We start from the raw sequence: 15258 nt of genomic DNA on the forward strand, positions 1-15258 counted from the left end.
TCTATTGAGAACTATTGATTAGCGTGGATTTTTAAATCTATGATTTATTTACACACGTAGACTTATATTTGGTTTTACCATACAGACTGAGTTTATGTAAAACAATGCCTTATCGTATGAATAAAAACCATAGTATTAAGCTATATGATTTCAGTTTTACCTTTATAAAAAATGTACAATTTCTGTTTAAAAAAAATGCGATAAATGAAGGAAAACAAACAAAATTAACTCGACTAAATACACACATAAAAGTGATAAAATATGTTAAGATTTACGGCTGTATTTTCGGATTTTAGCTCAGTCATTTTGAGTTAATTCTTTGCAAGATTGATTATATAAATGAGCAGTTGCAGTGTGCGCTGTTTGTAAATAAGGAGTATGCATGAGCGTATCGGAAATTAGACCGATTGCCATTGAGGATGAACTAAAAAGCTCATATCTCGATTATGCCATGAGTGTTATTGTATCTCGTGCATTACCAGACGTGAGAGATGGTTTAAAACCTGTTCATCGTCGTGTGCTGTTCGCTATGCACGAGTTGGGTAATGACTATAACAAAGCCTATAAAAAATCTGCACGTGTTGTCGGTGATGTAATCGGTAAATACCACCCGCATGGTGATTCTGCTGTTTATGAAACCATTGTACGTATGGCTCAAAGTTTTAGTCTACGTTATCAATTGGTTGATGGTCAGGGTAACTTCGGTTCTGTCGATGGTGATAGCGCAGCAGCAATGCGTTATACCGAAGTGCGTATGCGTAAATTGACCCATGAAATGTTGGCTGATTTAGAAAAAGATACAGTTGAATGGGAAGATAACTACGACGGCTCTGAACGTATTCCTCAGGTTATGCCGACCCGTATTCCAAACTTATTGATCAATGGTGTAACTGGTATTGCTGTAGGTATGGCAACCAACATGGCACCGCACAACATGACTGAAGTGGTCAATGCATGTTTGGCATACGCAAATAATCCAAATATTTCGATTGAAGGGTTGATGGAACATATTTCTGGTCCAGACTTTCCTACAGGCGGTATTATTTATGGTAAATCAGGAATTGTAGACGCTTACCGTACAGGTAAAGGTCGTTTACATATTCGTGGTAAGTATCATTTTGAAGAAGATCCGAAAAATGGTCGTACAACGATTGTTTTCACTGAAATTCCTTATCAAGTCAATAAAGCAAGAACGATTGAACGTATTGCTGAATTAGTCAAAGAGAAAAAACTTGAAGGTATTTCAGAACTTCGTGATGAGTCTGATAAAGATGGGATGCGTATTGCGATTGACTTAAAGCGTGGTGAAAACGCTGAAGTGATTGTCAATAACCTATTCTTAAATACTCAACTAGAAAACTCTTTCAGTATTAACATGGTTTGTCTTGATAATGGTCAGCCTAAGTTAATGAATTTGAAAGACATCATTGCGGCATTTATTCGTCACCGTCAAGAAGTGGTGACACGTCGTACGATGTTTGAATTACGCAAAGCACGTGAACGTGGTCATATCTTAGAAGGTTTGACTGTTGCTTTAGCGAATATTGATGACATTATCGAAACCATTAAAACATCTGCAAATCCTACTGAAGCGCGTGAACGTTTACTTATCGGTGAATGGGCAGGTGGAAATGTTATTGCATTGCTTGAAAAAGCAGGCGCAATTTCAGTTCGTCCAGATGAGATTGAAGGTGAAGATCCAAATCGTCCGTTTGGTTTAGATGGTCAGATTTACCGTTTATCACCTGCGCAAGTTAGTGCGATTTTAGAGCTACGTTTACATCGCTTAACAGGTCTTGAACAAGACAAGTTACAGGCTGAATATTCTGAAATTTTAGCTCAAATTGCTGAATTAACTGCAATTCTCAATGACTTTAACTTGTTGATGAATGTGATTCGTGAAGAACTTGCATTGGTCTTGCAGCAATACGGTGATGCACGTAAAACTGAAATTGTTGAATCACGTATCGATTTTTCTCGTGAAGATTTAATTCCAGAAGAGCAAGTCGTATTAACTGTGTCTAAAACAGGTTATGCGAAAACTCAACCATTGTCAGACTACGCTGCTCAACGCCGTGGTGGACGTGGTAAGTCTGCGACTTCGATGAAAGAAGATGATTATATTCAACATTTAATCGTAACTTCAAACCATGCGACTGTGCTTTGCTTTACTGATGTTGGTAAAGTGTACCGTCTAAAAGTCTTTGAAGTACCTCAAGCTTCTCGTGGTTCAAAAGGTCGCCCAATGGTGAACTTATTGCCACTGGATGCTGATGAAACGATTACAGCGATTCTTCCTGTAATTGATGCACCGAAGAAGTTTACAGAGCGTTTAACTGAGTTTAGAACTTTTGTACGTGCCAATGTTGCTAAGTTGCGTGAAAATGCAATCATCGAAGCACATTATGAGCCGTTAAAAGCTGCATTTGCAGAGCTTGGTGAAAACCCAGATGACTTATCAGATGCTTTACGTAAGCAACTGAAAGAAATCGGCTTAGAGTTGTCAGCTTCAGATATTGAAGATGAATTGGTGAATGAATTTGCTGAACGTGTCGAAAACGTTCGTAAAAACTTCTATGTGTTCATGGCAACTGCTTCTGGTACGGTAAAACGTGTTGAATTAGAACAATTTAGTAATGTTCGTTCAAATGGTCTACGTGCAATTGAGTTGAAAGAAGAAGATACCTTGATTGGTGTTGCGATTACCGATGGCGAACAGCAAATCATGTTGTTCTCAAATGAAGGTAAGGCGATTCGCTTCTCTGAAACAGATGCACGTGTGATGGGACGTACTGCAAAAGGTGTGCGTGGTATGCGCGTAACTTTAGCTGCGGCCCAAGCTGAAGATGATGTCGAAACTGATATTGATTCAGATGATGAAGATTCTTCTGATTTAAATGTGGCGAGTCGCATCGTTTCTTTAGTCGTTGTACCTGAAACTGGCGAAGTATTGTGTGCTTCTGCAAATGGTTATGGTAAACGTACTCCAGTTGATGACTTCCCAACCAAGAAACGTGGTGGTAAAGGTGTGATTGCGATCAAAACATCTGAACGTAACGGTGAGTTGGTTGGTGCGGTTGCAATTGATGAGTCTAAAGAGCTGATGTTGATTTCTGATGGCGGTACTTTAGTTCGTACTCGTGCCTCTGAAGTGGCTAGAACGGGTCGTAATGCACAAGGTGTACGTCTGATTCGTTTAGGTAATGAAGAAATCTTAGTTGGCGTCGTTGCTGTTGAAGCCGTTGAAGTTGAAGATGATCTATTAGAGTTAGAAGTAGTTGATGGCGAAGTATTGGAAAATACCGAGAATTTAATTGATTCTGAATCTTTAGTTGAAGATGAAACCATTATGGATGAAGGTGAGCCTGAGTCTGATGGTAATGAATCTGAAGAGTAATTTTTAGATGTTGAAGGAGGACGCTAAGGCGTCCTTTTTTATTGTCCGATTGATTATAATGAATATCGAGTATGATCAACTTATGAAAAATCAAAAGTAGTTTGATTTATAAGTTAATAATGTTGATTTGTATTAGATATGAATTTTCAAAACATCTTTATAGTGAATCATTAAAATGCTCAAACTCATCTATTACGTTCCTGAATCACATCTTGAATCAACCAAACTTGCCATTTTTGAAGCAGGGGCAGGTGGTATTGGTAACTATGAACATTGTGCATGGCAAGTGTTGGGAATAGGGCAATTTAAACCTGTAAAAGGTGCAAATCCATTTATTGGTGAACTCGATACTTTAGAGCAACTTCCTGAATGGCGTGTAGAAACCATTGTCCCAGAGGAAAAGGCTGTGCAAGTCGCAAAAGCTTTAAAGGCAAGCCATCCTTATGAAGAGTCTGCTTTTGAGTTTATTCAAATTATTGATATTGAATAATATGTACTAGCTCAAACCTGATCTGACAGTTACCCATTATAAATGTGTTGCACTTCGGCTTTTGAATCTACGTATTTTAATTCGATTAATTGCATCTAAAAAAAATTATTTGATTATAAAAAACTTTCAATGCCGCACCTTACATTGAAAGTTTAAATACCTTTGCGTAGGCGATGCCTCACTTTTCGTAGGGGATGCCAAACCTTGCGCTGCAAACAAAGCACTGCTTTGTTTTTGCTCATGGGCGAGGGGTACGTCCTGTACCCCCGCCCAACAGCGACATCCCTGTCGCCCCACGGTAGGATCACAATCTAGAATTTAAAAGTATAAGAATGAATTGATAATTAACATCATCTAAAATTAAACTTTTTGAATAAATAACTTACGATCAAAACGATATTGTGGATAGAACACGCCATCTTCTGCACGTTCACCAGCAGCAACAACCATGACTGGATATTCATCTGCATTTAAGTTCAAGATCTTGCGAACCATAGGTTCATCAAAACCTTCCATCATGCAACTGTCAAAACCATAAGCACGTAAAGCCAATACTAAATTTTCACATGCTAAGGCTGTTGTTTTAGTCGCCCAAAGTTTGGCATCCGCAGGTATATAAGCTGTTACAGGGAGTTGTTTATCAAACTGACGTGCGACCTTAAACGCAACTTTTTTAAAGTTACCTAAGGCATTGAAATAGCCTGTTTTATAGTTATATGGAATAAAGCGGTAATATTTTTTAACTAAAGGTGGGATTTCAGGGAAAGGAAATTCATTGATGTTATTTTGAGCCATTTCATCAATACGGTCAGTACGTGCAACACAAACAATCAGTTCAGCAGCAGTTCTTGCAGCAAACTGGTTAAGACATGCTTTTATTAAACGTTTCTTTTTGGGTTGTGATTGAACGACATAAAATGTCCACGGTTGTAAATTCGATGAGTTTGGTGCAAGTAAAGCTAAATCTAAACATGCATCTAAAGTTTCTGTCGGAATTGCTTTATCAGTAAATTTACGTACAGATCGGCGGCTTTCCACAACTTTTCTAAAATTATCAACATCAATATCTTGTGGAGCTGCTTCGTAATAACGTTTTTTAGGTTGAGCATCTTGTGACATTGTCATTCTCTCATTCTAATAAAAATAATTTGATCTACTTTAAACTAAAAAACCACTTAGCCTTCATATTGATTGCTAAGTGGTTTGTTATTTTCAATTCAACAATTAGTTAAATTGGGCAAAATCAGGTTTGCGTTTTTGCATAAATGCTGCAACTGCTTCAGCCATTTCAGGTGATTTCACACGTTGCATAAATATAACGGCTTCATCATCAATACAATCAATAATTTCTTGTAGATTATGTTTCATCAGTGCTTTGGTTTGCTTTAAAGACGCAAGTGGTAGCGCCGCTAAAGTTTGCGCTTGTTTTAATGCATGCGCATAAACATCTTCTTCAATGCTATTTACAATACCTGCATTCAGCGCTTTTTCACTGTTAAATTTCTGTGCAGTGAGCAATAATTCTGCTGCTTTGTGGTAACCCGCTTGTTGGATTAACAATTTACTCGAAGCACCTTCAGGAGAAAGGCCTAAGCTTACAAACGGAATTTGGAATAGGGCAGTATTGTCACTATATACAAGATCTGCATGAAGCAAAATCGTTACACCAATCCCAATCGCAACACCACGTACAGCGCAGATTAATGGTTTAGAAAAACGAGCTGCTGCTTTTAAAACAACAAAAGGAGGCGTGTCACCTTCTTTACCTTGCAGTGGTGTTTGAATAAAAGCCATAAAATCTTGCATGTCATTGCCCGCACTGAAGTCTGCATCTTCACCACGTAAAATAACAACGCGTACATCTTTATCTTGATCGGCTTCATCAAAAGCTTTGGCGATCCATAGATAAAGTTCACCGTATAAAGCATTTTTTGCCTTTGGTCGGTTAATGGCTAAAGTCAGTACGCCATTGTCTAAATTCGCATTCAAATGTTCATGTGGTTGTTGAATACAACTAAGTGTCATCGTACTATCCTTGCTTTAGAAATTAATTGAACTCTATGATCTGCATTATGTCGCATAATTCAAAATTCGACACAAACTGGTCAGTTCAAAAAAGTTAGATTTGCTATGAAATATATTTTTGATTATCTCGTTTACATTGGTCGCTTTCAACCCTTCCATTTGGCGCACATGCAAACGATAAAAATTGCTTTGCAACAAAGTCAATCTGTAATTTTGGCGCTTGGTTCGGCGCAGAATGAGCGTAATACTAAGAATCCGTTCCTTGCGAAAGAACGTGAGCAAATGATCTTGTCTAATTTTTCAGAAGCAGATCAACAACGTATTCACTTTGTACATGTCATTGATGTTTATAACGATGTTAAATGGGTCGAATTGGTTAAATCATTGGTGCAAAGTGTAGTTGAAACTGAAGATAAGGTTGGTTTGATTGGGCATTTTAAAGATGATTCATCTTATTATTTACAACTTTTCCCTGAATGGAATATGGTTGAATTAACGAGTTTGGTGGGTTCGATTTCGGCAACACCATTGCGAGAGGCATACTATCGAGGCGAAATTCGACAAGCAGAATTTCCATTGGGTACAGCTGAATTTCTAGAAAAATTTCAACAGACTGAGATTTATCAGCAGTTAAAGTATAAATATGAAACGCAAGATAAATCAAATCTTTAATGTCATTAAAATTTTAAATCTTACCTGTTCGGTTTGAACCTTGAATTTAAATGGTCAACAAATGCTATTGAGTTATTGACCTTAATTGAGAATGGATTGTGTTTGCTCAATTAAGGTTTTTGTTAAAGACTCTAGCTGACTAGATTGTTGCTTCCAGTGGTGCCAATACAGCTCTAATTCGAGTCTTGCTTCAGGTATGATTTCAACTAATTTTCCAGTAGTTAATTCATTTTCTACTTGCAAATCGGGCACCATACCATAACCGAGATTAAGCAAAATCGCTTCAACAAATGCCGTTGAAGATGGAATGTAGTGGCATGGATACATATTGGCAGTTAGGCCATAAATGCGTTGTATAGTTTGTATATGCACATGATCTTTATCATTAAAAATAACTGTGGGTGTATTTCTTAAACCATTTCGATGTACGCCATTTTGAAAGTAATGTTGAATAAACTGTGGTGTTGCAACCATGCGATAAGACATTTTACCTAAAGGCATTGCTTCACAACCTTTCATTGGACTCGATTCTGTTGAAATACAGGCATTGACCAAACCTGCTTCAAGCAAGTGGTGTGTTTGAGATTGATCATCGATTTTTAGATCGATAATAATTTTTTCTTGAATTAACGTTTTTTGGATACTGCTTAATAGCCATGTCGCCAATGAGTCTGCATTAGATGCAATATTCAGTTTAAAAAATTGAGAATTGGAACGTTGCCCTTGTAGGTTTTGAACTAAGTTTTGTTCCATCAAGCGATGATGTTGTAAGAAAAGTAAAACTTCTTGACCAGATTGCGTCACTTTACATGGTCTTTCTCGAATGATCAGAACTTGCCCGAGTTGTTTCTCTAAAGTTTGTAATCGCAAGGTTACAGCAGAAGCAGTGATATTTAAGCGTGCAGCTGCCAATTCAAAACTGCCTGTTTCTGCAACGGCTAAAAAAGCTTCACTATGTTTACTTTGCAGCATAGAGATGTCCCGATTCAAATATAGTGATTAATCAAACTCATAAAATTCTATTGCATAAAACTCGATGACTAAATAATTACAGCACGAAAGATCTAATCAGGTGCTAAAACCAAGTATGGCAAGAACACGAAAAACAAAACCAAGCGTTATCAAAGCTTAAAAATCATAAACTAAGAAAAACTTAGCTAAATTGATATTTATTTAGAAATACTTATTTTATAACTTTATCTTGGATAATAGCACGATTATTCAAATCAATTAAAAGTGTAGTTTCATCATGTTGCAAAGTTATATGCAAGGTTTTGCCATCGGCATGAGTTTAATCATGGCGATAGGTGCGCAGAATGCTTTTGTGCTCAAACAAGGCTTAAAAAAACAATATGTTTTTTGGATTTGTATGGTGTGCATTGCTTCAGATTCGATCCTCATTTTATTGGGCGTACTTGGCTTTTCTAAAATTATGCAAACCAACCCTGAGCTGGTGGAATGGGCGAAATATTTGGGTGCAACATTCTTATTCTTTTATGGTGCACAGCATTTTTATAAAGCATTTACGGCAACAACTCATTTATTACCGAGTGAAAAAGATGAATCTAAGCTTTTGAAAATGGTGCTGATCTGTTTGGCATTAACGTGGTTAAACCCGCATGTTTATTTGGATACTGTAGTTTTAATTGGTTCTATTTCAACGCAATTTGAACATGCAAAACTTCAGTTTGCTTTGGGTGCAATCACTGCTTCTTGGATTTTCTTTTTTGCTTTAGGTTTTGGTGCTCGTTTCTTATTACCTATTTTTAAAAGTGCTAAATCTTGGAAAATCCTAGATTTTGTTATCGGTTTAGTGATGTGGGGCATTGCAACTTCATTGATTGTCTAAATTGATAGGTTCTATTCGTTGGTCGTTGGCACTTTAAATAATCAAATCAAAAGCCTTATTGGCTTTTGATTTGATTTTATTTAATTTCAAGCAGGAAAAATTAACCTGCTTGTAGTGCTTTTAAATCTTCTAAAACTTGTTCAGCGTGACCCGCAGCTTTTACCTTACGATATTCTTTCACTAACTGACCATGATGATAAATAAACGTTGAGCGCTCGATACCCATCACTTTTTTACCGTACATATTTTTTTCTTTAATCACATCAAAGTGTTTACACAATACTTCTTCTTTATCACTGATCAGGTTAATGGTCAGTGATTGCTTTTCAGTAAAATTTTGATGCGCTTTAACTGAATCACGCGACACACCAATTACAGTTGTATTGGTCGAATCAAACTGATCTTTTAAGCAAGAAAAACCAACAGCCTGAGTGGTACAACCAGGTGTAGAGTCTTTAGGATAGAAATACAAAACTAACCATTCTGTTGCTATTTCAGTCAGGTTAATTTCACCTGTTGTTGCAGGAAAAGTCTGATTCGGGAGTTGAATTGTTTCAGTCATTATTCATCCTTAAAGATCATTATGGTTTAATTCAAGTGCTAAAAAGGCATAATTTTCGTGATATAGAATATCACCTTTACGTACCAAAAGTGGGTTTTTAAAAATAGGTGCATCAATCACTGTAGTGTGAAATTCCCCAGCTTCACCACAAGGATCAATATTTCGAGCAAGTGATTCATTAACATAATCAAGGGTTAAAATTCGCCCTAAGTCTGTAACAGTCATTCCTAAGTTTAGATTTACAGTTACGATCATGCATTCAAACCCAAGTGTTATCAGTTCATGTACGATTTCTAAACGAGGCTTTTGCCACAGTGGCATACACAGTTTTAAATTACTACGATCACAAACGGATTGGTTCCATTCGGCATGTGCAATCAGGTCAATATCACCTGTGACCAATAGTTCTGCACTGAGTTGTTTAGCTTGAGCGAGTAAATCTAAGAAAGTTGCTTCGTAGTTAGACCAAGTCGCTGAACCTTTTAGAATGGGTAAACCAATTGCAGCAGCCTGTGCATCAATAATTTCCAAAGGCATGGCATGTGAACGTGATCTTAAACCTTGTTCTTCAAGCATCACCATTAATGCAACAGGTTTTGCATGTTGTATTGCATAATAGAGTGCAAGACTACTGTCTTTACCACCACTATAAGAGGCAACGAAATTTTGCCCTTCTAAGAGGTTGTTATTCCATGGAGATTGCATAATTTCCTAGACACTATTTGAAAAATTAGATGCTATTTAAAAAATTGTGATAAAAAAGCCTGCATAACGCAGGCTTTAATACAAATAATAAAATTATTTTTTCGCTTGCGCTGCTTTCATTGCTGCTTGAGTCAGTGTTTCTAACTTGCCAGTAAGTTGTGGACCAAAACACGCTTTAAGTGCAGCATTTTGTTGTTGTACAAAAGCTAAGCTAGATGGGTTTTTCTTTTGGTTTACAGCGCTTTGAATTTCCCATTTTTGAGCTTCGGTTACTTTACCTTGAGCATCAATCTGGCAAGAACAAAATTTGCTCACTTCAGCACTGGTTAATTTTCCACCCTTTGCAGTTTCAGTCTTACAAACATTCACCAACGCAGATTTTACATTTGTACTTTTATATGCTTGTTGAAGTGGATTCGCTTCAGCAGCTTGAGCAGTAGAACCCATCATTGCAGCAATTGAAAACATTGAAGAAAGAAGAAGACCTGATTTTAAGTTTTTCATAAATTGTACCTTGTTATTACGCGATATAACGTGTTGGGTCTGCGACACCTGCATCCATGAAGCCTTCCTTACGAAGACGGCAACTATCACATTTACCACAAGCACGTCCTTGGTCATCTGCTTGGTAGCATGAAACCGTTTGGCTATAGTCTACGCCATGTTCCAAGCCTAAGCGTATTATATTCGCTTTGGATAAATGTAACAGAGGTGTTTCAAATTTAAGCGGTTTTCCTTCAACACCGACTTTTGTTGCAAGGCGAGCCATATTGGCAAAAGCTTCGATAAACTCAGGTCGACAGTCAGGATATCCTGAATAATCAACAGCATTGATGCCGATTACAATTGCTTGAGCATCAAAAACTTCAGCAGCAGCAAGCGCATAAGACAAGAAAATGGTGTTACGTGCTGGAACATAAGTTACAGGAATACCATCAGTTTCATGATCAGGAACATCAATGTTATGGTCTGTAAGTGCAGAACCACCTAAATTACCCAAATCGATATTAATCACTCGATGTTCAACACCAGCTGTTTTGGTTAATGCACGTGCAGCATCAAGTTCAGTGGTTGAACGTTGACCATACATAAAACTAATAGCAATACATTCGTAGTTTGCTTGCGCCCAAGCCAAACAAGTTGTTGAGTCTAAGCCGCCTGATAATAAGACAATGGCACGAGGACGCATATTCACAGTCTCCGAAAAATTTATAAAATGGTTACAGTTAGAAGATTAAGGTCTTTTGAAAATAGCCTTGCTATTCTCATTCATACTTTACGGTATATGCTTAATTGAATAGCCTACAATGTAAGCCATTGATGACATGTCAATTTTTAACGACCTGTTTCATCATTCCAAAGCAATTTATGTAGTTGCAATTGGAAGCGAACAGGGAGATGGTCGTCTAAAATCCATTGAGCTAAATCACGTGCAATTTGAGGTAAACGTACAGCACCTTTTTCTACAGCAAAAGCAGGGGAGAACCATACTGTGCTGACTTTATCATTTAAAGCATATTGCGCAACTTGCTGTTTAGACCATTCATAGTCTTCACGATTACAAATAACAAACTTAATTTGATCATGTTGCGTTAAATGATCTAGGTTACTGAGTAAGTTTCGTTCAACTTCACCAGAGGTTGGTGTTTTTAAATCCAAAACTTTTGAAATACGTGGGTCAACTTTAGAAACATCTAAAGCGCCACTGGTTTCTAAAGAAACGTCACAACCTAAATCGGCCAAACGTTGCATTAATGGCAATGCATTCGGTTGGGCCAGTGGTTCACCACCTGTGACACAAATATAAGGGGTCTTGTAATCTAAGGTCGTTTGAATGATTTGGTCTAAAGATTGACGCTCACCACCTTCAAAAGAATAGGTCGTATCGCAATACGTACAACGCAACGGGCAACCTGTTAATCGAATAAAAACAGTCGGTAATCCTGCTGCATTGGCTTCACCTTGTAGAGAATAGAAAATCTCCGTAATACGTAGCCCCGCAGACGGATCAGAAACAGGAATAGTAGAGGTTCGGAGAATATTCATAACATTTACCACAGTTTACAAAATGAAAAATCTCTACGCTCAGCACTGACCGTAGAGATGAGGAACGATTAAAGTTCCGCAGGGAATGAGTAAAAATTAGTCTTCGCGAAGAAGTTCGTTCAAACTCGTTTTAGAACGTGTTTGCGCATCTACTTTTTTCACGATGATTGCAGCATAAAGGCTGTAAGTACCGCATTTAGAAGGTAGGCTACCAGCAACAACAACAGAACCCGCAGGTACACGACCGTAGTGAACTTCGCCTGTTGCACGGTCAAAAATCTTCGTTGATTGACCAATGAATACGCCCATTGAAATCACAGAACCTTCTTCAACAATCACGCCTTCAACAATTTCAGAACGTGCGCCGATGAAACAGTTATCTTCAATAATGGTTGGGTTTGCTTGAAGTGGCTCAAGTACACCACCAATACCGACACCACCTGAAAGGTGAACGTTTTTACCAATTTGTGCGCATGAACCTACGGTTGCCCATGTATCGACCATTGTGCCTTCATCTACATAAGCACCAATGTTGACATAAGATGGCATTAACACCACATTCTTCGCTTGGAAGCTACCTTTACGTGCTACAGCAGGCGGTACAACACGTACACCAGCAGCTTTAAACTGAGCTTCAGTCCAGCCTGTAAATTTAGTCTCTACTTTGTCGTAGAATTGAAGGTCGCATGACTCAATAGGTTTGTTGTCATTCAATTTAAATGATAATAAAACCGCTTTTTTCAACCATTGATGAACAATCCATTCACCATCAATTTTTTCAGCTACACGAAGCGTACCATTATCTAAACCTGCAATGGCTTCTTCAACAGCTTGGCGAACTTCTGCTGGACAATCCGCAGCAGTAAAGTTAGCACGATTTTCAAACGCTTGTTCAATGATCGTTGAAAGCTGAGACATAATCTTCCTTCCCAAAAAATTTTTAAAGATTCTACACCAAATTGCTCCTAAATTAGAGATAAAATCTAGTTTCAATCGGAAAAACTAATCTTAATGTTTAAATGAGGAGAAGCATAAATAACTGATCTCTTTTATTATTTAAAAGTCAATTATTTTGAAAGCAACAATTCATATTCATTTGTATCAAAAAATAACAAAAACTCATCAATTTCGCTATTAATTGTGAAGAATAAATAAAATAAGATCCATTTGAGTCTAAACACATGAATGATTAAAGAACAAACTCTATTTTCGAGGAGATATAAATGAAAGTGTTAAAATTAGTCGCTCTTACTGTTGCTTTTTCGGCTTCTACTTTGGCAATGGCAGATGAAACTGTTGTGCAGCAAGGTCGTGTATTTGAAGCGAACAAATTAATTCCTACAGGTGCTCGTCTTGAGGTGGGTACAACAGGTTATGGTGGTGCTTTACTTTGGACAGCAAACCCTTACGTAGGTTTGGCTTTAGGTTATAACGGTGGTGATATTTCTTGGTCAGATGATCTATCGATCGATGGCACGAAATATGACATGGATATGGACAACAACCTGACTTATTTAAATGCTGAAATTCGTCCTTGGGGCGCGAGCCAGAACAGATGGACACAAGGTTTGTATGTCGCTGCTGGTGTAGGATATGTTGATAGCAAATATGATTTGAAAAAATCTTTACATAACAGCAATGACACACTAAAAATTGATGGTAAAAACTACAATGCACCAACAGGTCAAGGTAGTATCGACGGGACTGTTGATTATGATAACCAAATTGCTCCATACCTAGGTTTTGGTTTTGCACCAAAAATCAATAAAAACTGGGGCGTATTTACTGAAGTAGGTGCTTATTATACAGGTAGTCCATCTGCTGATTTAACAGCAACGGGCTTACAAGAAGTCGGTGGCACAACTTCAGGTGCATATGCTGCTGATCGTTTAGAGCAAAAAATTAATGACAAAGATAAATACAAATGGTTACCTGTAGGTAAAGTTGGTGTAAGTTACAACTGGTAATTGATTTAAAATCAAACTAAAAAACGAGCTTCGGCTCGTTTTTTAGTTGTTTGAACATCCTTTTGAAGGAAATAATTCAGATTGACCGGTTTATTTATGCTTATCAAAAGTAATAACCAATTCTAATCCCATGCGCAAAAGCATCGTTGTTTGATACTGAGGATAATGTTCCATTTTGAGTAACGGCATTCGTCGTATCGAGTTTTTTTACATCCGCTTTATTAAATTTGAAATACTTTAATCCATAGGCAATAAAACTTTTTTTGTGAAATTTGTATAACGCACCTAGGCCAAATCCATAAAAACCATCGGATGGGTTGAGTGTACTGGCAGGATTACCACTGCCAGAATCCCAAGATAAATCTGTAAAGCTTACCCATTGATCAGTAAAAACATGGGCAAGTCCTAATTTTGCAGACCATTGATCGTTATTGTAATCAATTAAATTAAACGGCTTGATTAGGTCGGGGTATTGTTGAGCAGCTAAGTCAACTACAGCGCCAAATTGTCTTGGTTGAATTTCAAAATCTTTCCAATTGACCCATCTTAGGTTGCTATAAAGTACATTTTTAGGTGTTAAACCTGTTTGAATATCTAAACTCACCGATTGTGGTGTAGTTATTTCTGTTTTTGCTGATGGAATAACATTTAAAGGCTGTTTGAAAATATCTTCAGTCACAGCCGCTTGATGTGTGATTTTAGAGCGATAAGTAATTGCAGTTTTTACAGCATATTCAGGGATTTGGTAGCTTAACCCTGCTAACCAACCATGACCTGAGCTTTGTTTAAATTTGGCTTGATAACCGCTCATGACGGAATAACTGGGGCCAAAAACATCAAGCTCACCTTCGAATTGTTGATAAACCGCACCAGTATAGATATTCCAGTTTAAAGTCGGTTGGTATCCAACAAGCATTGAAATGCTTTCACTCTTAAATTTTAAATTTGTAGATTCAATGGTTTGCTTGCCAAGCATGGATTGAGGGTGGTAATCATAACTGAGATCTACACCATAAGGTTGATCATAAATAACACCAAAGGAAAACTGTGGATGGATTTGAAATTTGGCTGCTACATTGGCGAAATGATAATCATCGACCAAGTTTCCAGTAGAAAAGTTTTGCACACCTATTTGTTGTAGTACTTGCTGATTTTGGACTTGACCTGAAACATCGGCATACAGTTCAGCATAAGAAAGTTCTAAATAATTGTCTGATTCTAAAAAAGGTAAAATGGATTGATCAGATTTTTCTATTGCTGCTGCATAGCTGAAAATAGGAATTATAAAACTACTACTCAGTACAATTTTTAATAAAGATATTTTCATATATCCTCCCAAATCAATCAATAAATCGATTTGCTTGGTGATTTTTTGACTATTTGTTGAATTCGATCATATATAAAATAAAAAATGAAGAATCAAACAACTTGGCTAATTTTTACCCCATTTGATCTGTTCTGTTTTTTTTTGTCAATCAAAACAGTGAGTTTTATCATATATTTATGAGAAAAAGGGGCAAATGCCCCTGATTTTAAATTTTTACT

Annotated in this window: 15 protein-coding genes; 5 read left to right on the forward strand and 10 right to left on the reverse strand. The window is 37.2% G+C overall.

Annotated elements, in window-relative coordinates:
• Positions 1–382: 382 nt before the first annotated feature.
• Both gyrA and CDA10_RS05700 read left to right on the forward strand, forming a co-directional pair.
• Entirely contained in the window at positions 383–3397 is a 3015-nt protein-coding gene (gyrA, locus tag CDA10_RS05695; RefSeq protein WP_089604562.1) for a DNA gyrase subunit A, read from the forward strand.
• A gap of 175 nt (positions 3398–3572) precedes the next feature.
• Positions 3573–3887, forward strand: a complete 315-nt coding sequence (locus CDA10_RS05700) for a YqfO family protein (protein ID WP_089604564.1) — start codon at positions 3573–3575, stop codon at positions 3885–3887.
• A 360-nt stretch (positions 3888–4247) separates the two neighbouring features.
• Here the strand turns inward: CDA10_RS05700 and CDA10_RS05705 are convergent, their stop codons facing one another.
• Positions 4248–5006, reverse strand: coding sequence for a nitroreductase family protein (locus CDA10_RS05705; protein WP_089604566.1), 759 nt, complete (start codon positions 5004–5006; stop codon positions 4248–4250).
• Positions 5007–5111: 105 nt separating this feature from the next.
• Complete coding sequence (locus tag CDA10_RS05710; RefSeq protein ID WP_089604568.1) at positions 5112–5912, reverse strand: enoyl-CoA hydratase; 801 nt, start codon at positions 5910–5912, stop codon at positions 5112–5114.
• Between the two features lie 105 nt (positions 5913–6017).
• Here CDA10_RS05710 and CDA10_RS05715 point away from each other — a divergent pair, with 105 nt between their 5' ends.
• Positions 6018–6584: a nicotinate-nicotinamide nucleotide adenylyltransferase gene (locus CDA10_RS05715; RefSeq protein ID WP_089604570.1), complete on the forward strand. Its 567-nt coding sequence runs from the start codon at positions 6018–6020 to the stop codon at positions 6582–6584.
• Between the two features lie 81 nt (positions 6585–6665).
• On the opposite strand, the gene CDA10_RS05720 is transcribed toward CDA10_RS05715, so the two are convergent.
• Entirely contained in the window at positions 6666–7556 is an 891-nt protein-coding gene (locus CDA10_RS05720; RefSeq protein WP_089604572.1) for a LysR family transcriptional regulator ArgP, read from the reverse strand.
• A 277-nt stretch (positions 7557–7833) separates the two neighbouring features.
• Here CDA10_RS05720 and CDA10_RS05725 point away from each other — a divergent pair, with 277 nt between their 5' ends.
• Positions 7834–8433, forward strand: coding sequence for a LysE/ArgO family amino acid transporter (locus tag CDA10_RS05725; RefSeq protein ID WP_089604574.1), 600 nt, complete (start codon positions 7834–7836; stop codon positions 8431–8433).
• Positions 8434–8533: 100 nt separating this feature from the next.
• On the opposite strand, the gene CDA10_RS05730 is transcribed toward CDA10_RS05725, so the two are convergent.
• The 6 genes from CDA10_RS05730 to dapD form a co-directional block, all read right to left on the reverse strand.
• On the reverse strand, positions 8534–8995 hold the full coding sequence (locus CDA10_RS05730; RefSeq protein ID WP_089604576.1) for a peroxiredoxin: 462 nt from the start codon (positions 8993–8995) through the stop codon (positions 8534–8536).
• Positions 8996–9004: 9 nt separating this feature from the next.
• Positions 9005–9700, reverse strand: coding sequence for a Dph6-related ATP pyrophosphatase (locus tag CDA10_RS05735; protein WP_089604578.1), 696 nt, complete (start codon positions 9698–9700; stop codon positions 9005–9007).
• Between the two features lie 93 nt (positions 9701–9793).
• Complete coding sequence (locus CDA10_RS05740; RefSeq protein WP_089604579.1) at positions 9794–10204, reverse strand: hypothetical protein; 411 nt, start codon at positions 10202–10204, stop codon at positions 9794–9796.
• Positions 10205–10220: 16 nt separating this feature from the next.
• Positions 10221–10889, reverse strand: a complete 669-nt coding sequence (gene queC / locus CDA10_RS05745) for a 7-cyano-7-deazaguanine synthase QueC (RefSeq protein WP_089604582.1) — start codon at positions 10887–10889, stop codon at positions 10221–10223.
• Between the two features lie 146 nt (positions 10890–11035).
• On the reverse strand, positions 11036–11746 hold the full coding sequence (gene queE / locus CDA10_RS05750) for a 7-carboxy-7-deazaguanine synthase QueE (RefSeq protein ID WP_089604583.1): 711 nt from the start codon (positions 11744–11746) through the stop codon (positions 11036–11038).
• 96 nt (positions 11747–11842) lie between these two features.
• The gene (gene dapD / locus CDA10_RS05755; protein ID WP_089604585.1) at positions 11843–12664 is read right to left on the reverse strand and encodes a 2,3,4,5-tetrahydropyridine-2,6-dicarboxylate N-succinyltransferase; all 822 of its coding nucleotides are present in this window, start codon (positions 12662–12664) and stop codon (positions 11843–11845) included.
• A 305-nt stretch (positions 12665–12969) separates the two neighbouring features.
• Between dapD and carO the strand changes: the two genes are divergently transcribed.
• Positions 12970–13713, forward strand: coding sequence for an ornithine uptake porin CarO (carO, locus tag CDA10_RS05760; protein ID WP_089604588.1), 744 nt, complete (start codon positions 12970–12972; stop codon positions 13711–13713).
• A 103-nt stretch (positions 13714–13816) separates the two neighbouring features.
• Here carO and CDA10_RS05765 read toward each other — a convergent pair whose 3' ends face one another.
• Positions 13817–15040: an OmpP1/FadL family transporter gene (locus tag CDA10_RS05765; protein ID WP_089604590.1), complete on the reverse strand. Its 1224-nt coding sequence runs from the start codon at positions 15038–15040 to the stop codon at positions 13817–13819.
• Between the last annotated feature and the right edge of the window lie 218 nt (positions 15041–15258).

The sequence above is a fragment of the Acinetobacter piscicola genome, from assembly GCF_002233755.1.
Taxonomy (GTDB): domain Bacteria; phylum Pseudomonadota; class Gammaproteobacteria; order Pseudomonadales; family Moraxellaceae; genus Acinetobacter; species Acinetobacter piscicola.